General features: G+C 38.8%; 23 protein-coding genes and 1 pseudogene. 13 read left to right on the forward strand and 11 right to left on the reverse strand.

The window, feature by feature from the left end; genetic code table 11:
* Positions 1-15: 15 nt before the first annotated feature.
* The 3 genes from MSWAN_RS11785 to MSWAN_RS11795 all read left to right on the forward strand — a co-directional run bounded on the left by MSWAN_RS11785 (position 16) and on the right by MSWAN_RS11795 (position 1,531).
* On the forward strand, positions 16-204 hold the full coding sequence (locus MSWAN_RS11785; protein ID WP_013826878.1) for a hypothetical protein: 189 nt from the start codon (positions 16-18) through the stop codon (positions 202-204).
* 87 nt (positions 205-291) lie between these two features.
* A complete protein-coding gene (locus tag MSWAN_RS11790) occupies positions 292-897 on the forward strand; it encodes a hypothetical protein (RefSeq protein ID WP_013826879.1) in 606 nt (201 codons plus the stop codon).
* Between the two features lie 136 nt (positions 898-1,033).
* The gene (locus MSWAN_RS11795) at positions 1,034-1,531 is read left to right on the forward strand and encodes a hypothetical protein (RefSeq protein ID WP_013826880.1); all 498 of its coding nucleotides are present in this window, start codon (positions 1,034-1,036) and stop codon (positions 1,529-1,531) included.
* A 731-nt stretch (positions 1,532-2,262) separates the two neighbouring features.
* Here MSWAN_RS11795 and MSWAN_RS11800 read toward each other — a convergent pair.
* The gene (locus MSWAN_RS11800) at positions 2,263-3,258 is read right to left on the reverse strand and encodes an AI-2E family transporter (RefSeq protein ID WP_013826881.1); all 996 of its coding nucleotides are present in this window, start codon (positions 3,256-3,258) and stop codon (positions 2,263-2,265) included.
* A 135-nt stretch (positions 3,259-3,393) separates the two neighbouring features.
* On the opposite strand from MSWAN_RS11800, the gene MSWAN_RS11805 reads away from it, so the two are divergent.
* Complete coding sequence (locus tag MSWAN_RS11805) at positions 3,394-4,713, forward strand: chloride channel protein (RefSeq protein WP_013826882.1); 1,320 nt, start codon at positions 3,394-3,396, stop codon at positions 4,711-4,713.
* Between the two features lie 1,207 nt (positions 4,714-5,920).
* Here MSWAN_RS11805 and MSWAN_RS11810 read toward each other — a convergent pair.
* Entirely contained in the window at positions 5,921-6,226 is a 306-nt protein-coding gene (locus MSWAN_RS11810; protein WP_013826883.1) for a rhodanese-like domain-containing protein, read from the reverse strand.
* 138 nt (positions 6,227-6,364) lie between these two features.
* Here MSWAN_RS11810 and MSWAN_RS11815 point away from each other — a divergent pair, with 138 nt between their 5' ends.
* Both MSWAN_RS11815 and MSWAN_RS11820 read left to right on the forward strand, forming a co-directional pair.
* On the forward strand, positions 6,365-7,060 hold the full coding sequence (locus MSWAN_RS11815) for a methyltransferase family protein (protein WP_013826884.1): 696 nt from the start codon (positions 6,365-6,367) through the stop codon (positions 7,058-7,060).
* A gap of 61 nt (positions 7,061-7,121) precedes the next feature.
* Entirely contained in the window at positions 7,122-7,940 is an 819-nt protein-coding gene (locus MSWAN_RS11820; RefSeq protein WP_013826885.1) for a metallophosphoesterase family protein, read from the forward strand.
* A 73-nt stretch (positions 7,941-8,013) separates the two neighbouring features.
* On the opposite strand, the gene MSWAN_RS12390 is transcribed toward MSWAN_RS11820, so the two are convergent.
* The 6 genes and pseudogenes from MSWAN_RS12390 to MSWAN_RS11845 all read right to left on the reverse strand — a co-directional run bounded on the left by MSWAN_RS12390 (position 8,014) and on the right by MSWAN_RS11845 (position 14,026).
* On the reverse strand, positions 8,014-8,667 hold the full coding sequence (locus MSWAN_RS12390) for an alpha-hydroxy-acid oxidizing protein (protein ID WP_052296856.1): 654 nt from the start codon (positions 8,665-8,667) through the stop codon (positions 8,014-8,016).
* A gap of 29 nt (positions 8,668-8,696) precedes the next feature.
* On the reverse strand, positions 8,697-9,257 hold the full coding sequence (locus MSWAN_RS12395) for a rubredoxin (RefSeq protein ID WP_052296857.1): 561 nt from the start codon (positions 9,255-9,257) through the stop codon (positions 8,697-8,699).
* A 78-nt stretch (positions 9,258-9,335) separates the two neighbouring features.
* A pseudogene (locus MSWAN_RS11830) lies at positions 9,336-10,075 on the reverse strand (succinate dehydrogenase/fumarate reductase iron-sulfur subunit).
* The gene (locus MSWAN_RS11835) at positions 10,075-11,928 is read right to left on the reverse strand and encodes an FAD-dependent oxidoreductase (RefSeq protein WP_013826886.1); all 1,854 of its coding nucleotides are present in this window, start codon (positions 11,926-11,928) and stop codon (positions 10,075-10,077) included. The pseudogene MSWAN_RS11830 and the gene MSWAN_RS11835 overlap by 1 nt, the downstream one beginning before the upstream one ends.
* A 57-nt stretch (positions 11,929-11,985) precedes the next feature.
* Positions 11,986-13,401 carry a class II fumarate hydratase gene (gene fumC, locus MSWAN_RS11840; protein ID WP_013826887.1) on the reverse strand — a complete coding sequence of 472 codons (1,416 nt, stop codon included), beginning with the start codon at positions 13,399-13,401 and terminating at the stop codon, positions 11,986-11,988.
* A 292-nt stretch (positions 13,402-13,693) separates the two neighbouring features.
* Complete coding sequence (locus MSWAN_RS11845) at positions 13,694-14,026, reverse strand: rhodanese-like domain-containing protein (protein WP_013826888.1); 333 nt, start codon at positions 14,024-14,026, stop codon at positions 13,694-13,696.
* Between the two features lie 176 nt (positions 14,027-14,202).
* Here MSWAN_RS11845 and MSWAN_RS11850 point away from each other — a divergent pair, with 176 nt between their 5' ends.
* The 5 genes from MSWAN_RS11850 (at position 14,203) to MSWAN_RS11870 (ending at position 19,636) form a co-directional block, all read left to right on the forward strand.
* Positions 14,203-14,778: a DNA-3-methyladenine glycosylase I gene (locus MSWAN_RS11850; protein WP_048188132.1), complete on the forward strand. Its 576-nt coding sequence runs from the start codon at positions 14,203-14,205 to the stop codon at positions 14,776-14,778.
* A 322-nt stretch (positions 14,779-15,100) separates the two neighbouring features.
* Positions 15,101-16,807, forward strand: a complete 1,707-nt coding sequence (locus MSWAN_RS11855) for an NAD-dependent malic enzyme (protein ID WP_013826890.1) — start codon at positions 15,101-15,103, stop codon at positions 16,805-16,807.
* 172 nt (positions 16,808-16,979) lie between these two features.
* Positions 16,980-17,930, forward strand: a complete 951-nt coding sequence (locus MSWAN_RS11860; protein WP_013826891.1) for a hypothetical protein — start codon at positions 16,980-16,982, stop codon at positions 17,928-17,930.
* 41 nt (positions 17,931-17,971) lie between these two features.
* Positions 17,972-18,958, forward strand: coding sequence for a DNA glycosylase (locus MSWAN_RS11865; RefSeq protein ID WP_013826892.1), 987 nt, complete (start codon positions 17,972-17,974; stop codon positions 18,956-18,958).
* Between the two features lie 45 nt (positions 18,959-19,003).
* Positions 19,004-19,636, forward strand: a complete 633-nt coding sequence (locus tag MSWAN_RS11870; protein WP_013826893.1) for a hypothetical protein — start codon at positions 19,004-19,006, stop codon at positions 19,634-19,636.
* Between the two features lie 16 nt (positions 19,637-19,652).
* Here MSWAN_RS11870 and MSWAN_RS11875 read toward each other — a convergent pair whose 3' ends face one another.
* Together MSWAN_RS11875 and MSWAN_RS11880 are read right to left on the reverse strand one after the other, a co-directional pair.
* Positions 19,653-19,925, reverse strand: coding sequence for a hypothetical protein (locus MSWAN_RS11875; RefSeq protein ID WP_013826894.1), 273 nt, complete (start codon positions 19,923-19,925; stop codon positions 19,653-19,655).
* A 48-nt stretch (positions 19,926-19,973) separates the two neighbouring features.
* Positions 19,974-20,255: a hypothetical protein gene (locus MSWAN_RS11880; protein ID WP_013826895.1), complete on the reverse strand. Its 282-nt coding sequence runs from the start codon at positions 20,253-20,255 to the stop codon at positions 19,974-19,976.
* Between the two features lie 113 nt (positions 20,256-20,368).
* Between MSWAN_RS11880 and MSWAN_RS11885 the strand changes: the two genes are divergently transcribed.
* On the forward strand, positions 20,369-20,932 hold the full coding sequence (locus MSWAN_RS11885; RefSeq protein ID WP_013826896.1) for a GAF domain-containing protein: 564 nt from the start codon (positions 20,369-20,371) through the stop codon (positions 20,930-20,932).
* Between the two features lie 173 nt (positions 20,933-21,105).
* On the opposite strand, the gene MSWAN_RS11890 is transcribed toward MSWAN_RS11885, so the two are convergent.
* Positions 21,106-21,531 (reverse strand): peptidylprolyl isomerase, encoded by a 426-nt coding sequence (locus MSWAN_RS11890; protein WP_013826897.1) that lies wholly within the window; start codon positions 21,529-21,531, stop codon positions 21,106-21,108.
* A gap of 215 nt (positions 21,532-21,746) precedes the next feature.
* On the opposite strand from MSWAN_RS11890, the gene MSWAN_RS11895 reads away from it, so the two are divergent.
* Positions 21,747-22,922, forward strand: coding sequence for an acetylornithine transaminase (locus tag MSWAN_RS11895; protein ID WP_013826898.1), 1,176 nt, complete (start codon positions 21,747-21,749; stop codon positions 22,920-22,922).
* Positions 22,923-23,056 lie beyond the last annotated feature (134 nt).

Raw genomic sequence — 23,056 nt, forward strand, 5'->3', positions numbered from 1 at the left:
ATGAGTGGAGGTTATATGAGTACTCTTGACTATAAAACCCTTGAAAATATAGCTGATTTAATATGTGGCGATAAATTATCCGAAAAATATTGTGAAGATTCTTTTAATTGCCCATTTTATAGAAAAGGGTTTCAATTACCAACATTTTTTAGAAGTGCTGGTTTAAAATGTCCAGATCATGATGGCAGTACTCGAAACTGGTGAACATTAAATCGTTTAGAAATTTATAATAATGAAGATAAATTAGACCTTGTTTTAAAAAGGATAGCTAATCCTAAAGAATATGGGGATATGCAAAATACATTAATAGTAATTAAAGAATTAAATAATTTAATTGCAGTAGAAGGTCTTGAAGTTGAACTAAATGGGGTAGAACCAGTTATACTAAATAAAAATGCTACAGTACCTCACAAAAAGTCCACAATGACAAGCTTACTTAAAATTGATTTTAATGAATTTATTAATGACAAATCACTTGTTTTTATATTGAACAGCCGATGGAAAGAAGTAGAAAATTGTATAAACTCTAAAGCTTTTCTTGCTGCCATAATTTTGATGGGTAGTATTTTAGAGGGAGTTCTACTCTATGTTATCGAAAATAATGAAGAAAAAGCAAAATTATCAAAAGAAGCACCCCATAAACATGAAGAAATTAAAAATATTGATAAATGGACATTATATGATTTAATAGTAGTATCTCATGATTGTAAATGGCTTGATAAAGACATAAAAGATTTTGATCATAATTTAAGGGATTATCGTAATTTAGTTCATCCGAGAAAACAGCGTGATGAAGAATTCTATCCTGATGAAGATACATGTAAAATTTGTTTGGAAGTAGTTAAAGCAGCAATGAACGACGTAATGAATAATAATGAAAATATTAATTCAATATAAGAGTTATATACTGTTAAACCGAATCAATTCAACTTTTGAAAGCTCAAAATTCGATTCAGATTTTTTTTAATTTCATTGTCACCAACCATTATAAGTCTGGTAATCCAAAAAATAGTAAAAAGAGATCATTAGGGGAATGGATTTGAAAAAACGAAAACATATTTTTCTGGACGATAAAGCTAAAATCGACAGAATGGCCAATAAAATCAAGAAATACGAGAAATTTAAGCCTTACAGTCAAAAAACTGCCGATGAAGACTTCCGTTTACAGGAAAAAATAGCTCAGTTAAGCATCGTGGCAAGTAACTTCATGATGACAGGCCACAGTCCTACCCTTGTTTTAACAAAAAGGGAAGAGGGAGACGAAGTTCAGCTACCTGTAGGTGGAGGTCAAAAGGATCGGGCCAGGGAAATAATATCCAAGGTTGATTTCAGGAAGCTTTATCGTGGAGGTAAAGGTAGAAAAACAGACCCACTCATGATCATAACTGCCATTTGTATGTACGTTATGAGACAGGATAACCCTAAAAGAGGAGATATAAAATATTCTAACGATTTTATTAGGAACGTTGGAGTAACCAAGGAAATTTACGGACACATCAGTGAAAAACTCGACTCCTGCCTGAAATCGTAAGATCTGATAGGTAGCTCTATATAGTGATAGCAAAAATATCGAGTACTTCTTTTTCTGATTATTTTCATGAAATTATTTAAAAACAGTAAATTTTGTTTTAAATTTATCATTACAATTAACAACAAGGCCTGGATCATTCTCAACGAATGGTTTCGGGCCTTTTTTATTAATATAAGCTTTAGTAAGATGCGTATTATTTAATTTAGATTACCAATCAGGGTATAATCTTTTTTTAACATTTTTTATTTTGAATTGTAAGTTGAATTCACTGATTCTATTTAAAAATTCTTAAATCATCAGTATTTGAATGGTGTAAAAAACAAACCCCGTCCAGGTCATAACTGCCGTCTTCATGTACGTTATGGGGCAAGATAACCCTAAAAGGAGAGATATAAAATATTCTAACGATTTTATTAGGAACGTTGGAGTAACCAAGGAAAGTTATAGATACATCACTCGAAATCAGAACTCCTATTCTAAATCGTAGATCTGATAGGTAGCTCTATATAGTGATAGCAAAAATATTGACTATTTTTTTCTGACTTATTTTAACAATTATTTCAAAAAAATTAATTTTTAGGTTATTTTTAACTATATTTCTTCCGCATTCTTTCAAAAGAGTATTTATAATAATTTCTAGTTATTTTATTGCCCTTTTTAGTTTAATTGCTATAAAATGCCCGTTGACTATTTAAAAAATTATTAAAAAGATTTTTACTCCTCCTTATTCCTTATTGCTCCTTCTTAGATTCATCTTCTTCGTCTGTGGTCATTAATAAAGCCAACCAGCGGGTTTCATCAAAGTTTTCTAGATACTTGATAACCACCAGAGTTAAGGGTACGGCCAAGAACATTCCGGCCAATCCCATAATCCAACCCCAGATGAATAATGATACAAATACCACATAAACAGACATCTGAAGTCCTTTACCTGTCAATTTAGGGAACACATAACTTTCGGCAATAGTGTTAACTACTACAAAGAGGATGGTTATGGCCAAGGCCCCCCAGATACCGTATTGAACCCATGCTACCAGAATAGGGGGTATGGCAGCTATTATAATTCCAATATATGGAATAAATCCCAAGACAAAGGTTAATATTCCCCAAAGAATGGCGAAATTAATATCGAAGACCCAAAATATACCCACAAATCCTACGGCTGCTAAGAAGTTCACCTTTATTCTAATTACAAAGTATTCAATAAAATCAGCAACCAAGTCAAAGGTATGTTTCAGGGCAGGACTTTCTGCACCTAAACCTTTTACTAACCTTGATTTTACGTAGGGTAACTCATAAATCAGGAACATTACCGCGAATATTAAGAAGAATCCTATCTCAATGATCCCAGCAATATTTTCCAATGGTATATTGGAGAAGAGGAACTTGATGATCTGATTGGCATAAGTGGCCAGGAAAGAATTAGGGGCTATGGTTATAGTTGATGCTGATGCTACCAGCTGACTTATACTCATGACCATGATTGCTAACAAGCCCAATCCCAAAACAAAGGTTAAAGCCAGGGTTATAAGAATAGACACATTGTAAGAAAATCCCTTCTTTTTAAGCCACATTAAAAATGGATAGATAAGTATGCTGATAAAAATAGAAATGAGTACCGGTCCCAGAATTGGAGCAATATACTTCATTCCTATAAATACCAGTATGATAACAACTATAATAACAATTTGGCGAAGAAAAGGTGGTATTTCATAATTTTCGCCCATATACTTTGTCCCTCCCCAACAGTCTTTTTCAAAAGCTCGGTTATTATATTATTTACTTAAACCCACATAAATAGAGTATATTTGTTATTAACAACAAAATATTATCCATAGTATTTACTTAGTCTGAAAATTTTCATGGCATTAACTTCGCAGAATGTAGCTAGAAATGGGGTTTTCAATATGTCAGAGGATTTTAACCTAAAATCAAAAGATTATTGGAAGCGTATGGGTTGGGGGCTGTTTTTAGGTCTAATCAGTGCTTTAGGAACATTTATATTTATAATGCTGATGAACCTTGGCCAAGGCCTGTTTTTTTCCAAATTGACAGACAACTGGACACCATTTTCAGGACCGTGGTGGATGGTAGTCGTAATGACTGTAGCCGGGCTGTTGGTTGGAATAATTCACCGTTATACCCCCGCCCAACAAATGGATACATTTGAAGCAATGGATAAGGGGTATTTGGACCCTAAACCAGTGCCTTCTTCTCTTCTTGCGTCGCTTATTTCTCTGATTAGCGGTTTTAGCCTAGGACCTGAAGTGCCGTCTGGATTTCTGGCTGCAGGACTGGGAAGCTGGATATCCAAGAAGCGAAAAATGGACCCTAGAACAACCCGAACTACTGTCCTGAGCAGTGTTTCTGGTGCCTTTGCAGGACTGTTTTCATCCCCTCTTGCCATGCTGATCATGCTGCTCGAAACCAACCACAAACAAAATGTAATCTACTATGGGACTCTGTTGATTGCAGGACTTGCGGCGGTGATAGGTTTTGCCATATTTTATTTATTTAATGATTTTAATTATGCGTCACTTTTGGGGATTTTATCACCCCCTGCCTATGATTTACGGCTGTGGCAACTGGGGGCTAGTGTTTTAATGGGTGTGCTCGCTGTTCCTTTTGCCCTGGTATTTGTGATCTTTAACAAGATTTTCAGCCGCCTGGTGGAACCAATAAAAAGTAAACCAGTCTTACGCAGTACTTTAGGGGGCTTTTCACTGGGCTTACTGGCAATTGTCATACCATCAAGTATTGGTCTGGGAACCACTGAAATGTCCATCGTGACCCAGCAGGCCACCCAAATCGGAGTTCTGCTCCTTGTTGTATTTGCCTTGGTCAAGTTGTTGGCCCTGAGCGGAGCATTGAACTTCGGTTTCATTGGAGGCCCTATTTTCCCACTCCTTTTTGTGGGTTCCTGTCTGGGGGCTGCCATAAATCTGATTTTCCCCCAAATTCCACTGGGTCTAGCCCTGGGCTGTATGATAGTTGCGGTACCCGCAGCCATTGTACCCATTCCAATTGCACTGGGGGCAATCGGAATTATTATTATTGGATTATCACCGACCAACGCCCTTCCAGTCTTCATTGCAGCATTGGTCTCCTTCTCCATAACCCACGGGCTTCTGGGCGGAGATCACAAAAAGGCATCAGAAGTTGAGGGTGCAGATGAAAACTAAGCTGAACAGTTGTGATCTCACAATATCCATTCATATATGCATGACTCGAAGTAGTTCTGCTCTTATGAATTTTATGATTCGATCAAATACGTTGAATATTCTTTTATTTTTTATTTTTTAAGTGATGAACAGAATTATAAAATATTAAACCATTTTATAAGGAAATTAGGATTAAAAAATGATAATTAGTTGTATATGAATCAAAAACGGGACTTCCGCTTGAAATCGTGGCATCTGATAGGTAGCTCTATATAGTGATAGCAAAAATATTGAATACTAATTTTTTTCTGATTAATTTTCATGATTATTTTAAAAAGAGTAAATTTTATTTTAAATTATTATTGCACTAACAACAAGCCCGGATCGTTCTCGAAGAATGGTTTCGGGCTTTTTTATTAATAGATGGATTTATTATTTAATTTGGATTTAATTAATTTGGATTAATAATCAAATGTATGGTCTTTTTTTAAAATTTATTTCGAATTTAAGTTGAATTCACCGATTATATTTTTTTATTTTTTAAAAAATCTTAGATCCTCAGTTATTTTGAATAATGTGTAGAAAACAGACGTTCTCCTGATCATAACTACAACTTTTACATACGTTATGAGGAGGGAAACCCCCAAAAGAGGAAATATAAAATATTCTAAGGATTTTATTAGGAACGTTGGAGTAACAAAAGAAATTTACTGACGTATCAGTGAAAAACAGGGCTCTTACCTAAAATCGTAAAATTTGATACGTAGCTTTATATAGTGATAGCAAAAATATCGAACACTTATTCTATTTTGAATTATTTTCACTTGAACAAATTACAACCACTAACATGGCATGGCCATCGTTCGATGAATGGTTTTTAGGTCTTTTTATTAATAACTGAGTTATTTTTAGGTCTTTTATTAACAATTGAGTTATTATTTTACTTGAAGTAGCAACAATCATTCTAATTTTCAAAATCATACATTGAAATACATTTATTTCCCCTGGTTAGAAGACAATTAGTTTCCACTGGAGTTTATGGATTGATAGGTATATCTTGGAGGTATTCTAATGTTTCTAGGCGGGCCACTTCCAATGGGTTCCATCTACGGTTAGTAATTGGCATATTCTTATCCCTATCTTAGTTGTTCGTATCAGATTATAAAAAGAAGGTTAAATTTCGTTTAATTCCGTATTTATGTAATTAATATTTGATTTTTTTAAAGGCCTACTCCACATTCCAACCCACATAACCTCCAATTAGATTATAGACCTCAGTAAAACCTGCCTCTTTCATGGCCTTCAGAGCTAGGCCCCCCCTACGGCCTGTTTTACAATAAACTATATATTTCTTATTTTTATCAAATTTCTCCAGATTCTCACTGAAATCCGGATCTGTAAAATCCAAGTTCTCTGCATTTTTAATATGGCCCTCAGCGAATTCCCAAGGGGCTCTAACATCCAATATAATAAAATCTTCGTTTTCCATTAATTTCAGGGCTTCTATTGGTGTAATGTTCTTGATGGTGGACATGATATCACTTTTTGTTATATGTTGTTCTTCATTATTTAGATCTGGGATTCCATATTTTTTAAAAATTCTTAAATATTTCTGAAATTATAATATATAGTGGTAATTTCATTTTATCAATTAAATACTGGAGTAACATCCATGGAAAACCAGAAAACATCCAAAATCAAACTATTTCTAACTTTTATTTACATCCTTATATTCCCCGTAGCCCTCCTATTTATTTCAGGAAACTGGCTCTGGATTCAAGGATGGGTATTCAGTATCTGGTTTATAGGATTGTGTTATACCACCATAATCTATCTGTATCGCTACGACCCGGCACTCTTAGAAGAGAGGTACAGACAACCGGGAAGCGGTGAGGAGAAAAGGTGGGACAAGTATTTTATGTATATCCTGTTCCCCAGCTTCGTAATTTGGTTTTTAATCATGTCCTTAGATGCCCAAAGATTTGCCTGGACCATTAATTTCCCTATAGGGTTAGAAGCAGTGGGATTGATCCTTTTAATAGGTTCTGCCTTCTTTTTGTTTAGATCCTACAAGGACAACACCTTTGTATCTCCTCTGGTTAGGATACAATCAGAAAGAGATCAGAAAGTAGTCTCCACAGGAGTTTATGGATTCGTGAGACATCCCATGTATCTGGGAGGAATACTCTTATTTTTAGGGGCACCGCTGCTCCTGGGATCAGTGTATGGATTAATAGTTGGTATATTTCTCTCCCTCTTATTCGTGGCCCGTATCACGGGCGAAGAAAAGATGCTGTTAGAAGAATTAGAAGGATATCCAGATTATAAAAAGAAGGTTAAATACAGGCTAATTCCTTATATCTGGTAGTTAAACAAATTACCATAATATGGAATCAAGGTAAAGAAAAAGTATCTAGGGAAGGATAAGTATGAAAAGAAACATTATTCATATTTCAGATGTACATTTTGGAGATCCTACACATTCTGATGAGTTGGTATACAATTTAACGTCGCAAATTGAGGAAGAAAATCCAGATATGGTAATTTTTGCAGGGGACCTCACTTACGGGGGCTTTATAAGTGAATACAACAATGCCAAGAATTTTATTGAAGAATTGAAATCTATTACTGAAACCCATGTGGTTCCAGGAAACCATGACGCCAGGAACGTGGGTTTGGAACACTTTAAAAATTTGATTGGGGACACACATTTTGTTAAAATAGATAAAAAATGTAAATTAGCAATAATTGGCCTTGATTCATCCCGACCAGATATTGATGACGGAAATATTGGATCATTCCAGTTAGAATGGTTGAAAGCCGAACTTGATAAAATACCAAAGAATTTCGGAAAAATGGTTATTTTTCATCACCACCTAATTCCCATACCCCAAAGTGGTCGGGAAAGGAACATTTTACTGGATTCAGGGGATATAATACAGTTGTTAATAGATGAAGGCGTTAATATTGTACTGGGCGGGCATAAACACGTTCCCAATGTGGTGACCTTAGAGGGAATAGCTGTTATAAACTCAGGTACTGCAACAACCAGAAGATTGAGGGGTACGGGCCATCCATGTTACAGTCAGTTAATTCTAAACGATGTGGATATGGAAGCAAACCTAATATTCACAGAATCTGGGATCAAAAAAAATGTAGCCAATTACAGTTTCGTTGAAACAGATTCAGGTGTTAAGATTCATTCATATAATCATGAAGCAGCATTTAGGATAAAACCTGTGATCTAATTCTTTTTTAATAAAATCAGGACTTAATCTACACAGACTATATGCCAAATTTATCGCAATTTAAAAAAATACATCACGCCAAAATATCCATATTCGCGTCTTCAAGGGTATCACACCCTGTAAGGATCATGGCTCGCCTCAAATCATCTTTCACATAATCTAAATACTTTTTAACTGCTACTTCTCCCCCGGCAATGGACATCTGGGCCAGAGGTCTGCCAAGTAATGCCACATCAGCACCCAGGGCCAGTACTTTGAGTACGTCAAATCCTGTACGTACAGCACCATCTGCCAGTATAGGAATTTTTCCAGAAATTTCCCGAGCAATATCTGGAAGAACTTCGGCTACTGCCTGGCCTCCGTCCATAACTCTGCCCCCATGATTAGATACATAACAGGCACTAGCTCCTGAATCCACCACTTTACCTGCATCTTCTGAGTTCATGATGCCCTTGAATATAACAGGCTTTTCTGTAGAATCTACCAGTTCCCGGAGCTCTTTTTCGCTTTTACGGTAGACTCGTTTTTCAGGTGTGGTCCAGAATGTGGAACCGGCACATTCCAGATCCACACCAATGGCAATCACATCAAGTTTTTCGGCCAGTTTAAATAACTCAAATAATTTATCCTGTGCCTGTGGTTTGAAGGTGGGTATGCCCCATCCCTTATTTTCTCCTATGATAGTAACTCCAAGATCTTCTGGTGCAGAAGGGGTGTTTCCCACCATACCTATGGATCCAAAGGCTTTCGCCCCGTTTAAAAGACCGCGGTAGAATGATTCTTCAGGAATAGCATCATTAAGACGGGCTTTACCCCAGAAAGACTGGCCCCCATTACTGGCGCTACTATATCCTTTCCGAAGATAGATATGTCCATTTCTGGTTCGTGGTGGGCCTTAATCACTCGCATTTTAAGCTTATATTCCTGAAGGGAATTGTAATTTGCTTCAAAAGTCTTTCCCTGTCCAGCACCACCCATGCCAATGGAAGCCCCGAAATTCTGCCCGGCGCATATACGATCGGGCTGACCATTACAGACTGAATAAACCCCACAGGTTCCTGTAAGCATTTTTCGTGCTATGGTACGATAGCGATTCAGATCACCAGATTCATCCTCTTTTTCCTGGTAAACAGCCATTTTAAGGTAGAAAACTTCGTCAGTTACTTGCTGGAGGTAAGTTTTGGGCATTCCACAGACTGGACATTCCCAGTTATCAGGGATATCTTTTAAAGTAGTTCCGGGTTCTAGATGGGAATTGAGATCCCCTTTTTCATCATCATAGGCAAAAAAATTGCAGTAGGTGCAGATGTACTTCATTTAAGTTACCTCCTTGAATATCGGGATGTATAATGTTTTCAGCACATTAATATCGTTAGTCCCTTTTCTTTCCTTTATCTAATTTATTCCTTGCCTGTCCAATAGCCTTAATGGAGGAACTCCTCTAGGACACACCTCAAAACAGTTCCCATGAAATTCACATGCCCACCAGCCGTTGGTGATATCAGCCTTTTGCAGTCGTTTACTGCCTTCATCATCTCGTGGATCAATGTAGAATTGGTAAAGTTTGGCTAGAGCAGCAGGTCCCAGATATTCTGGATTTTTCCCATTAACAGGGCATGCTCCGAAACAGGCGGCACAGAGAATGCAGTTAGTATATAATTCAAGTTCTTGCATCTCTGCCGGTCCATGAGTCGTTCCTTTTCAGGAGTTGGATCGGATGGTCTTAAAACAGGATCTACAAACTTGTAATTTTGGAAAAAGGTAGTCGTGTCCACCATAAGATCTTTGATAACTGGTAGATGGGGTAGGGGCTCTATTAAAATCTCTTCATCTGAATTCCGCAGTACATTTTCTCCTATTGTAGCATCTGGAGAGAAATCAGTCTTTATATCCCCTTTAAGAATTGATGTCACTTGAGTTCGGCAGGCAAGTCTGGGAACTTTGTTAATGAGCATGGCACATGTACCACATACTGCACCTCTACACGAGTAACGAAATGCGATAGAATCGTCGAAATGTTCCTGAATCTGAAATAGTGCTTCTAAAATTGTCATTCCTGGGTTTGGCTCCAACTCGAATGTATCGTAGCGTGGTGAATCCATTCCTTCATGATAGCGGAATACTTTAAGTTTCATTAGTAAAAGCGCTCCTCTGGTTCAAACATACCTATGTTAACTGGTTTATATGACAGCTGCATCTGATTATCTTTCATTGAGATCATTGTATGCTTCAAGAATCCTTCATCATCCCGTTTCGGATAATCAGTTCTACTATGGGAACCACGGCTCTCTTCTCTTCCTAAAGCACCCATAGCAACTGCTTCTGCCAGATAAAGCATATTTTCCAGTTCAAAAAACCTGATAAGTGTTTGATTCACGACCCGTTCTTTATTATTGATACTGACATGGGAACTCTGCTCCTGCAATTTTTTAATCTTTAAAAGTCCCTCCTGCATCCTGGAATCTTCACGATAAATGCCAAACTTGTCAGACATGGTTTTTTTCATTTCATCCATAATTTTAAAGAGGTTTTCTCCCTCGTTTAGTTTAAGAATTTCATCAATCCACGAATTTTTTTCCTGCATTGCATGTTTTATCGGTTCTAATGAGGGTTCATCCATATTGGGGATATCTCTAATGATACTATCAGCTACCAGCCTACCAAATACCACTGTTTCCAGAAGTGAATTTCCCCCAAGCCGGTTGGCCCCGTGAACACTGATGCATGCACATTCACCTGCAGCATAGAGGCCAGAAATAGGGGTAGCTCCGTTGATATCCACATGAATTCCACCCATTGAATAGTGTTGACCTGTCTGGACAGGTAGAGGATCTTTAATAGGATCTACTCCTGCAAAATCCATGGATATCTGTCTTATCCCAGGTAAACGTTTTTTAATCTGATCAGCACCCACATGGCGGAGATCCAGATGTACATATCCTCCATTAAATCCTTTGCCTTCGGCTATTTCCTGTTCAATGGCTCGGGCCACCACATCTCGTGGGGCAAGATCCATGGATTGGGGAGCGTATCGTTCCATAAAACGTTCCCCATTTTGGTTCAGGAGAATGCCCCCCTCACCACGTGCCCCTTCAGTTATTAGAATGTTGGTTCCATAAAGGGTCGTGGGATGGAACTGCACAAACTCCATATCTTTGAGAGGAGCACCTGCACGAAGGGCCAGTGCCTGTCCGTCGCCTGTATTGATAAGAGCATTGGTGGAATTGTCAAAAATTCTACCAAAACCACCCGTTGACATGAGCACGGCCTTGACTGCAAATCCATGTATCAATCCGGTCATGATATCCAGGGCTGTGCATCCTGTACACTGCCCATGTTCAGTTACCAGAGATGTAACAAAAAATTCTTCATATACTCTGATATTTCGGGATACGATCTGCTCATAGAGAGTATTAAGTGCGTTATGGCCACTACGATCAGCTGCATAGCAGGTTCTAGGAAATCCTACCCCTCCAAAGGGTCTCTGAGCAATTTTTCCATTTTCAAGCCTCGACCAGGCAGTTCCCATATGTTCCAGTTCGATCACAGTTTTAGGGGCTTCACGGCACATTAGGACCACAGCATCCTGATCTGCCAGATAATCAGAACCTTTTATAGTGTCGTAAGCATGCATTTTCCAGCTATCTGCCGTATCATCTGGACCGGGAACATTACCTAAAGAAGCATTCATTCCCCCATGGGCTGCCACAGAATGGGATCGTAGAGGATGAACCTTGGAAATTACTGCTACGTTGAGTCCTGCATCTGATACCCGTATTGCAGCTCGAAGTCCGGTTAATCCTCCTCCTATTATAACAACATCGTACCTGTGAATTGATGATAAATCCAAATCAGTACCAACTTCTTTATCAGGAGTTATCCTAGACCCATTGGTTTCAAAATATTTTTTTAATGATTTATATCTTGTTTTAAAATTTTCTAATCGTGAAGGGGGCTTTTTATCTTTAATAGATCTGATAACTTCCACTCAATCACCTTTCCCTCAATCACCTTAAATTATTCTTTTGCCTTAATCCTGGTTTCTTTAATATTTCTTTTTTTGAGGTAAGTTGGGATTAACCATCTTCACAGGATCAACTAATAGGTTAAATTCATCTTCTGAAAGATATTTTAAATTCAAAATAGCTTCTTTAAGAGTTAAATCATTATTAAATGCGTAATTTGCGGCTTTTGATGCCTTGTCATATCCAATAACAGGACTTAACGCAGTTACTAACATGAGGGATTGCTCTAAAAATATATTAATCTGTTTTTTATTGGGTTCAAGACCCTTTACTAGAAATGATCGGAAGTTACGGCAGCCATCAGCCAGTATCCGTATGGACTGCAGGATATTACGTATCATCAACGGTTTGTAAACATTCATTTCCAGATAACCCCCGCCGCCTCCCATGGTTACTGCCACATCATTAGCCATTACTTGAACTGCTATCATGGATAATGCCTCACATTGAGTGGGGTTTATTTTCCCGGGCATTATAGATGAACCGGGTTCATTAGCAGGAATATCAAGTTCATGGATACCGCAGCGCGGTCCGCAACTTAATAAACGAATATCGTTGGCTATTTTGTATAGTGAAGTGGCCAGGGTTTTTAAAGTGCCACTCATCATCACCATGGCGTCATGTGATCCCTGTACAGTGAATTTGATGGGAGCTGTGACAAAGGGCATCCCCGTTATTCTAGCTATTTTCTCGGCTACTTCTTTATCAAATCCCGGAGCAGTATTAATCCCCGTTCCCACAGCTGTACCTCCCAATGATAACTTATATAAATCCTGTAAACTGTCCTCTAAACGCTTTAAATTATCATTTAACATGCCCACATAACCTGAAAATTCCTGGCCTAATGTTATTGGTGTAGCATCCTGCATGTGGGTACGGCCAATCTTGACAATATCTTTCCATTCTTCTGATTTAATATGCAACGAATCACGTAATTGTTTCACAGAGGGGATTAATTGCTCATTTACACCTTTTGCTGTGGCAATATACATGGCCGAAGGAAAAGAATCGTTGGACGACTGAGACATGTTCACATGATTGTTAGGATGCACTGGTTTTTTACTGCCCAAGGGCGTTCCTGCCAATTGTGAGCAGCGATTGGAAATCACTTCATTTACATTCATATTGAACTGAGTCCCGCTTCCCGAAATCCACACATGGAGGGGGAATTGATCCTGATGTTTACCCGCTAGAATTTCGTCGCAAACCCAGACTATCAGATCTTTCTGCTCCTTTTCAAGCCTGCCACCATTTAAATTAACCAGTGCCGCAGCTTTTTTTATAATTGCATAAGATTCAATCATTTCTTTTGGCATCGGATCGTCACCAATGCTGAAATACTTTAGAGAACGTTGAGTTTGGGCCCCCCACAACTTATCCAAAGGGACCTGAACCTCACCTAGACTATCTGTCTCTTTCCGAAACTCGTTTGGCATATATACCCCCTTCGACCTATATTCAGAACTATTAGAGATTTTAGATTTGATTTCTAGATTAAAATAATGTTATTCTTATTATTATTTTGTGTTTCAAAACTTATTATATTTTGTAGGTATTCAATTTAAAAAACATGTTCCGGGGTTTTCATTAATCTAAAGACTAATAATCGAAATAAAAATTAAAAAGACGATTTGAATGGTAAGTTTGTAAAATTTTAAACTAAAATAGAAAGTATATTAGATTAATAGAGGATATTAAAACTTTATTTATTTGTTAAATAATAATTGTTTATTCACTTACCAAAGGAAGCTTACTGATCTTCCAGGCCACGAAACCTCCAAGGATATTGTAGGCACCTTTGAAACCAGAATCCCTCATTTTATCCATGAAGTAACCACCTCTAACCCCACTTTTACAGTATATGAGATAGTTCTGTTCTTTATCCAATTTCTCCACTTTCTGTTGAAATTCGTGTCCATCATAATCTAAATTCAAAGCATCGGGGACGTGCTCTTTTTCAAAGTCCTCTTTAGGCCTAATATCCAGAATGGTAATCTCATGGCCTCGTTCTTCAATTAATTTAAGTGCTTCATGGGGAGTTATTGTTACAAATTGGGGCATTATAATCACTCTCTTGTAGAATTAATGGCCTGTAATTGGGCCCATCTTTACACTTGTATTGTATGGCTCTATGGAATAATAAAATTTGTGAATGTCTTACAAGATCGTGGCCTCAAATATCATCCCTGAAAAATGATGAGAAAAATAAATAAGTTACAAACCTAAAAATGAGTATCATGAAAAAACGCTGCCTATGGGCTAAAAAAGACCCTTTAATCATAGAGTACCATGATAAAGAATGGGGCGTTCCAGTCCATGACGATCAACGCCTTTTCGAGTTTCTGATACTGGAGGGGGCACAGGCAGGTCTAAGCTGGACCACCATACTCAGAAAAAGGGATAATTATCGTGAGGCATTTGATGATTTTGACCCTGCAAAAGTTGCAGTCTACGATGACCATAAAATTGAGGAATTGAGGAAAAATGCGGGTATAGTGCGTAACCGCCTCAAGATCGCTTCTGCCATCACCAATGCACAGGCGGTTCTTGAAATTCAAAGGGAGTTTAAAAGTTTCGATTCCTACATCTGGAAATTTGTAGGGGGCAAACCCATCCAAAACAGATGGAAAAACCTGCAAGATGTGCCATCATCTACAAGAGAGTCTGAAAATATGAGTTTAGACCTGAAAAAGATAGGTTTCAAGTTTGTGGGTCCTACCATATGTTACGCTTTTATGCAAGCTGTTGGCATGGTCAACGACCATACTACAGATTGTTTCAGGCACTTGGAATTGCTGAAAGATCACCCTTAAAGAGATCATCACACAAACCCATTGAAACAAGGATTGAATGGCCCGCATAACCTTTAAAAATCCAGGATTAAAGCTTTTTATTGCATATACTGAAATTTTGTGATAAAAAAAGAATTTTAATTTGAAAAGAAGTTAAAAAGAATGATCTCCGTATCTTTGAAGCGTTATTTCCCCTTAAAGACAATTTGAAGTCTGAAATCAAAAAAATAATCTTACAACCACCATAAAATTATATACAATGATCTAAAAAATAGTAGTATTATTAATTGAGGAACAAGTTTTAAAAAATGGAGGGTTACCATTTAAAACCATAGCAATTACTGTGGAAAAGGAAGGAACCACATACGTTGAAACATACCTCAAAGGAGCACAACTCCTGCAATCAGCCCATCTGAATAAGGGCACCGCTTTTAGTAACGAAGAAAGAAAAGAATTCTCTTTAAAAGGCCTCTTACCTCCAGTTGTGGAAACAATAGAAGACCAACTTCAAAGAGCCTACCGTCAGTTCTCTTTACAACCAGACGATCTTCAAAGAAATATATTTTTAAACAACCTCTACAACACCAATGAAACGCTTTTTTTCAAGCTCATCTCAGAGCATGTTGATGAGATGATGCCGATAATTTACACTCCAACTGCAGGTTTAGCAATCCAGCATTACAGCAACGAATTTCGAAACCCTCGTGGTATTTATATATCTTACCAGGATCAGGATAACATTGATGAGATTCTAGACAATCTAAGTAATGATGAAATTGATCTAATAGTTTTAACAGATTCTGAACAGATACTGGGAATAGGGGACCAGGGAGCCAACGGAATCGGTATTTCAGTGGCTAAAATTGTGATATACACCCTTTGTGCTGGTGTTAATCCTCGAAGAATGCTGCCTGTAATGATCGATGTTGGAACCAACAACACCCGGCTTCTAAACGACCCACTCTACATTGGATGGCGCCATCCCAGGATCAGTGGCAGGACCTACGACCGGTTTGTGAATAAGGTTGTAGAATCCATCAGAAGAAAATTTCCGGATGTTTTCCTCCAGTGGGAAGATTTTGGGAAGAAAAAGGCCAGATGCAACCTTGACGAGTATCAAGATAAAATCTGCACCTTCAACGATGATATACAGGGCACTGGGGCGGTTACAATGGCTGCACTCCTTAACGCTTCCAGACTGACCGAAACCCGATTATCAGACCACAAAGTTGTGATATTTGGTGCTGGAACAGCAGGCTGCGGAATTGCGGACAGGATCTGTGAGTGGATGGTAAAAGATGGTCTCAGCCAGGATGAGGCCCGTTCCAGGTTCTGGCTCATGGACAGTGAAGGGTTAATAACAGACGATAGGGAGAATCTTGATTACTTCAAAGCCCATTACGCCAGGCCACAGGATGAAACCAAAAACTGGGATTTGAAAGATAACTCCATATGTCTTCTGGACGTTGTCCGCAACGTAAAACCCACCATTCTTATTGGCACCAGCGCCGTTCATGGTGCATTCAATGAGGATGTGGTGAGAGCCATGGCATCGGCAGTTGAAAGGCCGGTTATATTTCCAATTTCCAACCCTCCAAGCTTGGCGGAGGCCGATCCAGAGGATGTGCTTAAGTGGACTGGTGGAAGGGCCCTGGTTGCCGCAGGAAGTCCACATGACGATGTTACAGTAAATGGAAAGAAAATATTTGTGGCACAATGCAACAATGCATTTATATTTCCAGGATTAGGTTTAGGGGTGATCTGCGCCCGGGCAAAAAGGGTGACCCCCGCAATGATCGATGCTACTGTAATGGAACTGGGCGATGCAGTTAAGCTCCATGTCGATCATGGCGAAAGGCTGCTCCCAGAAGTCTCCAAACTTCAGGAAGTGAGTAAAAATATCGCAGTGGCTGTGGTTAAGAGAGCAGTGCATGAAGGAGTTGCCAGAATTGACCCTGAAGAGGATGTAGAAGAACTAGTTAATCGGAACATGTGGAAGCCTGTGTATATTCCTTACAAAGAAATGAAACATTCCGAAGCTTCTAAATAAACTATTCGATCATTCTCTTTTCTATTTTTTGGATTACCTTAGGTTATTATCCGAATAGGAATATTTAAGTTTCTGCCGGATAAAGGACCTGATAAAGGAATATAAACTTGGGTTATCATAAGTCTATTTTAGAAATAATAATTTTTAGAAATAATATTGAGGTGGTCTCAACATGTCACTTGTAATAAACACAACAACACCTGAAGGAATAGTTTTAGCTGCAGATAGCAGGCAAACATACCGCAACCTTAAAGGAATGGCTCGTATCGGCAGCGACAATGCTTCAAAACTTTTTCAGATCAACAAAAGAATAGGGGTTGGAGTAACGGGCCTCGCATTTTTATCAGATGATGGAGTGCTGAAAAACATAAGCAAGTTCATCGATGAGTTTAGGAGGGGGTCGAAAATTGAGAAAATGGAGGTTAAAGATGTTGCAAACGAACTGCACAGGCTATTTAACCGGAAGTACCAGTGGGAAGAACAGCTTGAACTTGCAAAAACCAACATCCAAAACGATCTCAAAGCCAAGGGCTGTGAACTTTTAAGCATTGAAAGACAGAATTACGCCCTGAAATTTAAATTTAAAACTCCTCAAGGCACGGTAGAAGATGGAATGGCTGGTGTGGATATGATCGAACTTCTGGTTGCAGGCTACAATCGGGATGGTTCCCATGAAGTTTACGGATGTCAAATACCCGGTGATGTCCAGAAAAGGAGGGACAGTCGTCAGCAAAACAACGAGTACGGCAGTTCATGGATAGGTCAGGGCGACGTTGTCTCAAGAATCGTTTTGGGATTTGACGGGAGGATAATGAACGTGAACTTTGCAAAGGAAACTGCAAAAACCATAGGCGAAGCCCAGATCATTGAACAGTTGAAGGGATTGGAGTACGCAATCCAATGGGGAACCATGACGCTGCAGGATGCTGTGGATTTCTGCACCCTGATGATTCAAACCACCTCAGCCATGCAAAGGTTTTCAGACGGGATAAATGCCGACCCGGGGGATATGCCTGGTGTTGGTGGACCGGTGGATGTTGCTGTTATCACGGAGGATAAGGGATTCTTATGGGTGAGTAAGAAAAAACTGACGTTTGGTGAAAATGAGGTGGATTTGGGCTAAAACTAGGAGTTATAATAGAATATCACATAAGGTGAGAAACTATGAAAATCACCCTAAAAATCAGTCCAGAAGAATACAAAGGCCCGTTCAACCTTATAAACACCATCAGAAGTGGGCAAACATCCCAGCCAGCATGGTTCTACAAGGATGATTACTTCAGGGAGCTGATTAACGTGGCAGGCAAACCATGCCTCGTGAAAATCTCCCAGAGAAGTTGTAAGAAAGACAGTACCATGGATATTGTGGTGGAATGTCCTGAAAATCTAGAAGAAGATGTAATTAAAGCCCGAATAATGGAAATTTTCGGTTTAAACGACGACCTGAATGATCTCTACGAATATTTAAGGTCGGACCCTATGCTCGAACCAACCATCAAATTCTGCAATGGATTGCGACTTTTCAAGGCGCATGACGTCTTTGAATGTTTAATATCATCCATATCCTCGGCTAACTGCTCCATTATACGCTGGAACAAGGCAATTAAAGACATTAAAATGAAATGGGGAGATGAGTACAAGTTCCCATCTGGAACATTTTACACCTTTCCAAAACCTGAAATTCTCGCTAATGTGCCTGAACACGACCTTGAAGAAATGCAGCGTTGTGAGGATAATCTACCTGAAGACTTCAAATTTACGAACAATCTAAAAAGCTGCGGTGTGGGTTACAGGGCCAAATACATCATCAAAGCCGCTGAGATGGTTCAAACCGAAATTGAACTGGATAAACTGGGAAATATGAGCTACGAAAATGCATTCAACACCCTCTTAAAGATCCCTGGTGTGGGACCCAAGGTGGCGGACTGCATACTCTGCTATGGTTACGGTTACGGTTACGGCAAAGCCTTCCCTGTGGATGTGTGGATAGGAAGAATAGTATCAGAGCTCTACTTCAACGGAGAAGAGATCAAACCCCAAAAGGTAAGGCAGTTCGGTATGGAAAAATTCGGTGAGCACGCAGGTTATGTGCAGCTCTACCTCTTCCATTACGCCAGAAAATCCGGCCTTTTAGATTCTCTCAAGAAATAGGAAAGCTGAATAACAGCCTCCAACATAATAAAATAGGTGAGTTTTATGGGAGGAATCTCCGACAACCTGGAGGAATTCAGAAAAATTACCCGTAAACACTACGGAAAACTTGTTGACAGCCTTGAGGAGAAGTACTGCTGGAAGTGTCCCATGCATACCACGAGCCCTGAAACCTTCTGCAGAGAGGCTGAAATCTGGCTTCGGCTTTCAAATGCATTTGAACAAGGCATACACGATGAACTGATTTCTAGGAACATTCCAAAAGATAGTTTAGAGGTTATAGCTGCCAAACTTCTGGAAAAAAAGATGAAAGCAGAGGTTAAAACTCCTAAATTCCAGAAACTGATTTTATTGAAGGTTGAAGAGGACATGGATCTCCAGGTAAAGAAGGGTAGTTTCCTGCTGGTTAAGGAGAATCCAAAATCTGTTAAAAAGGATGATCTGGTTCTGTTACCCCGGGTTTGTCCCCTGTCCCTAGGCTGGTTTGCCAGGGCAAGCTACCGGAACATGCCCCTGAAACTCTTTAAAGTTGTCAGATCATTTCAAAAAGGCAACATATCCTACATCAAAACAGAAAATGGGCTTGAAATACCAATTGTATACGTTTTTGGGGTTGTTCTTAAAACAATAATGGAAAAAGATCCAATCTACTCTGATTTAGGACTTAAACAAGCCTAAAAAAATAAATTTTCACTTATTTTGGCAAATAGGTTATATAGGTCATTATCCACACTGAAAAGAACAGTATGAGGAGTATTCCATAGAACATGGTGTGTTTATCCCTCTTGGCTGCAAGGTACACGCCCAAAATTGGAGATAAAATACTTCCAAGGAAACCTACAAGGTAACCCTTTGAAACGAAGTACAGTCCCACAAAGAAAGCCCCAAAGCTTAAAATGTAACAAAGGTTTATTTCTTTAGTGTACTCCCTTTCTACTAATTTTCTTTCCAGTTCTTCATTGTCCATTTTTTCACACCCTAAATGACACTCCCATTCTTCTGGGTTGAAAATAAATTACAACATATTGATGGAATGAATATATGTGATTGCGGTTACTATGGCCCATATCACTGCAAGTGCAAGGAGAATGTAGCCAAATTTTCCATTTCCATCCAATTTTTTATAGTTGTAAGCCCCAAAAAGAGCTGCAACCACTGAAATAGCAAGTGTTAAGGACTGCAATCCAGGAGATAAAATATAACCTCCAAGAAGGATTCCGAGAAACATTACAATCGCATTTGTAGATTTATAAGAAGTTTTAAGATTTTCACATTCTGTTTTATCGTTGTCAACCATTTTTATCACTTAAAATTAATGTTAAGGTGTATGTTATCTCCCAACTATAAATGTTATGAATCTTATAAACTAATCACAATATAGATGCTTGTCTTAAGACTGAAGGTGATTACATGGAAGATAATGACACATCAGAGTATGGGCTGGCATCAGGGAAAAGGATAAAATCTAAGGCAATTGAATCCCTGAAAAAGGATGTAATTAATATGCTACCGACTTCATCCCTAAAAGAGGTATCAGATGTTATTATGAATGAAGCAAAGCATCTGACAGGAAGTCAGCACTGCTACATTGCATACGTGGACCCGAAAAACATGGACAGTGTGGGTATTTCCTTTTCACATATGACTGGTGGGTGCGATATGTACGAGAAGATGGGTGAGGCTCGTTTCAAGGTCAGAAAGGATGGAACTTACGGCGGTCTTCTTGGATATTCTCTTGACACTGGTGAATCCTTCTACGTACACGATCCTTCAAAGCATCCTGCATCTCACGGACTTCCAAACGGACACGAACCAGTTTCACAGTTTTTATCGGTTCCAGTAAAGCATAACGACAAAATACTGGGACAGATAGTGCTTGGAAACCCTGAAATGAATTACACATCTCATGATGTGGATTTAGCAGATGCTGTGGCAGAGGTTTATGCAGTTGCACTAAAAAAGTTTTTATATTGAGAGTAATGTGACTCAATAAGTAAGATATGTTTGTTTTGGACTTATTTTTCTAATAGTTTTTAATGGCTGTTTTAATGGTCACCATAAAAATTAAATATTATTTTCAAAAACTAAAAAAGAAGCTAAAAAAACTAAAATTAGGGAAAAAAAAGTAAAGTTAGGATTTTTTTTGTTTACTCGTCAACCACTGTGACTTTATTCATTACGTCGCCTGCAGTTATCTTGTTCACAACATCCATTCCCTTCACAACCTTACCAAAGACTGTGTGCACTCCATCGAGGTGTGGCTGTGGGCTGTGGGTTATGAAAAACTGGCTTCCACCTGTGTCCTTTCCTGCATGAGCCATTGATAATGCCCCTGTACCGTGTTTGTGCTCGTTTATCTCACATTTAATAGTATAACCTGGGCCTCCTGTTCCGTTACCTTTGGGGCATCCACCCTGAATTACGAAGTTAGGTATGACCCTGTGGAATGTCAGTCCGTTGTAAAAACCCTTTTTTGCAAGTTTTTCGAAGTTTGCAACCGTGTTGGGTGCCTCTTTATCAAAAAGCGTGAGCTCAATATTTCCTTTATCCGTTTCAATTATTGCTTTTTTCATTTTATTTCACCATTCAGTTTTTGTTAAGGTATGTAGTTAAAATTTATTAAACCACCTAATCAAAGTATCCATTGGTATCTAACAATTTAATATTACATAAGTTTCAAATAAATAAAAAGCTTTCACAGGTCATGTGGAAAAATGAAACCCAATTTTTATGTAACCACATGACATCCACAATTTAAAGTTACATCATGTTTTTAGAAGGTGAATAAATGAACACAAAAGAAATTATGGCATTAGACAATGAATACGTTATGCAGACATACGGTCGCCAACCTCTGGCCCTTAAAAAGGGTAAAGGAGCTGTGGTTTGGGATGTTGAAGGTAAATCTTACATAGACTGCGTTGCAGGAATTGCAGTCAACAACGTTGGCCACGCCCATCCTAAGGTGGCAGAAGCAATTTGCAAACAGGCGCAGGAACTCATACACTGCTCAAATATCTACTACACAGAGGAGCAGGTGACCCTTGCAAAGTTACTTGCAGAGGTCTCACCCCATAATAAAGCATTTTTCTGTAACAGCGGTGCAGAGGCCAACGAAGGTGCGATCAAGCTTGCACGAAAGCACACTGGTAAGGGTGAAATAATAACCATGGAAAACTCATTCCACGGCCGAACCATAACCACAATAACAGCAACAGGCCAGACCAAGTATCAGAAGAACTTCGGACCATTAACACCAGGATTCAAATACGTACCATACTGCGACGTGGATGCAGTAGCAGATGCAATAACAGACAAAACAGCGGCAGTACTTGTTGAGCCTATTCAAGGTGAAGGTGGGGTAATAGTACCACCTGAAGGATATTTGATGGAACTTAAGAAAGTTTGCCATGAAAAGGATGTTTTATTAATCTTTGACGAGGTTCAAACAGGTTTCGGAAGGACCGGGCAGATGTTCGCCTCCCAGACATTTGGTGTAACCCCAGACATCACAACCCTTGCAAAGGCAATAGCCGGAGGATTCCCAATGGGTGCAGTACTTGCAAGTAAAGAAGTTGGAGAAACATTCCAGCCAGGAGACCATGCAGCAACCTTCGGTGGAAGTCCATTGGCATGTGCAGCTGCAAAAGCTTCAATAAATGTGATAATTGAAGAGAAGCTCCTCGAAAAGTCCAGAGAAAACGGAACCTACTTCAAAGGTAAGCTGGAAGAAATAAAAGAAACCTACAACATAGTTAAGGATGTGCGTGGTTGTGGGCTCATGCTAGGTATGGAGATGGAGAAAGAATGTGGTGTAATGGTTGATGATGCCCGTGAAAGGGGTTTAATCATAAACTGTACTGCAGGCAACGTGTTAAGGTTCGTTCCTCCATTGATGATAAGTAAAGACCAGATAGATGCTGTGGCCTCAATGATGGATGAAATTATCGGTGATTTCGCCTGAGTAAACTTTAAAGGGTTAAATTCAAATTTCATACTTTTTGAATTTATTTTTTTTTATTTTAAACGATCTACTTAAGTTAGGATTTTAACCAAAGTTTACTTAAATATTAATTAAAAGGAAAAAGGCTGATTAAA

Source organism: Methanobacterium paludis (assembly GCF_000214725.1).
Classification (GTDB): Archaea; Methanobacteriota; Methanobacteria; order Methanobacteriales; family Methanobacteriaceae; genus Methanobacterium_C; species Methanobacterium_C paludis.

Coding starts and splice junctions, on each gene's coding strand:
- MSWAN_RS11815 (WP_013826884.1), top strand. CDS start 6,365: ATGGAAAACCAGAAAACATCCAAAATCAAACTATTTCTAACTTTTATT.
- MSWAN_RS11865 (WP_013826892.1), top strand. CDS start 17,972: ATGAAAATCACCCTAAAAATCAGTCCAGAAGAATACAAAGGCCCGTTC.
- MSWAN_RS11850 (WP_048188132.1), top strand. CDS start 14,203: ATGAAAAAACGCTGCCTATGGGCTAAAAAAGACCCTTTAATCATAGAG.
- MSWAN_RS11870 (WP_013826893.1), top strand. CDS start 19,004: ATGGGAGGAATCTCCGACAACCTGGAGGAATTCAGAAAAATTACCCGT.
- MSWAN_RS11845 (WP_013826888.1), bottom strand. CDS start 14,026: ATGCCCCAATTTGTAACAATAACTCCCCATGAAGCACTTAAATTAATT.
- MSWAN_RS11880 (WP_013826895.1), bottom strand. CDS start 20,255: ATGGTTGACAACGATAAAACAGAATGTGAAAATCTTAAAACTTCTTAT.
- MSWAN_RS12390 (WP_052296856.1), bottom strand. CDS start 8,667: ATGGTGGGAAACACCCCTTCTGCACCAGAAGATCTTGGAGTTACTATC.
- fumC (WP_013826887.1), bottom strand. CDS start 13,401: ATGCCAAACGAGTTTCGGAAAGAGACAGATAGTCTAGGTGAGGTTCAG.
- MSWAN_RS11875 (WP_013826894.1), bottom strand. CDS start 19,925: ATGGACAATGAAGAACTGGAAAGAAAATTAGTAGAAAGGGAGTACACT.
- MSWAN_RS11790 (WP_013826879.1), top strand. CDS start 292: ATGCAAAATACATTAATAGTAATTAAAGAATTAAATAATTTAATTGCA.
- MSWAN_RS11810 (WP_013826883.1), bottom strand. CDS start 6,226: ATGTCCACCATCAAGAACATTACACCAATAGAAGCCCTGAAATTAATG.
- MSWAN_RS11785 (WP_013826878.1), top strand. CDS start 16: ATGAGTACTCTTGACTATAAAACCCTTGAAAATATAGCTGATTTAATA.
- MSWAN_RS11820 (WP_013826885.1), top strand. CDS start 7,122: ATGAAAAGAAACATTATTCATATTTCAGATGTACATTTTGGAGATCCT.
- MSWAN_RS11800 (WP_013826881.1), bottom strand. CDS start 3,258: ATGGGCGAAAATTATGAAATACCACCTTTTCTTCGCCAAATTGTTATT.
- MSWAN_RS11890 (WP_013826897.1), bottom strand. CDS start 21,531: ATGAAAAAAGCAATAATTGAAACGGATAAAGGAAATATTGAGCTCACG.
- MSWAN_RS11795 (WP_013826880.1), top strand. CDS start 1,034: ATGGATTTGAAAAAACGAAAACATATTTTTCTGGACGATAAAGCTAAA.
- MSWAN_RS11805 (WP_013826882.1), top strand. CDS start 3,394: ATGGCATTAACTTCGCAGAATGTAGCTAGAAATGGGGTTTTCAATATG.
- MSWAN_RS11895 (WP_013826898.1), top strand. CDS start 21,747: ATGAACACAAAAGAAATTATGGCATTAGACAATGAATACGTTATGCAG.
- MSWAN_RS12395 (WP_052296857.1), bottom strand. CDS start 9,257: ATGAAGTACATCTGCACCTACTGCAATTTTTTTGCCTATGATGATGAA.
- MSWAN_RS11885 (WP_013826896.1), top strand. CDS start 20,369: ATGGAAGATAATGACACATCAGAGTATGGGCTGGCATCAGGGAAAAGG.
- MSWAN_RS11860 (WP_013826891.1), top strand. CDS start 16,980: ATGTCACTTGTAATAAACACAACAACACCTGAAGGAATAGTTTTAGCT.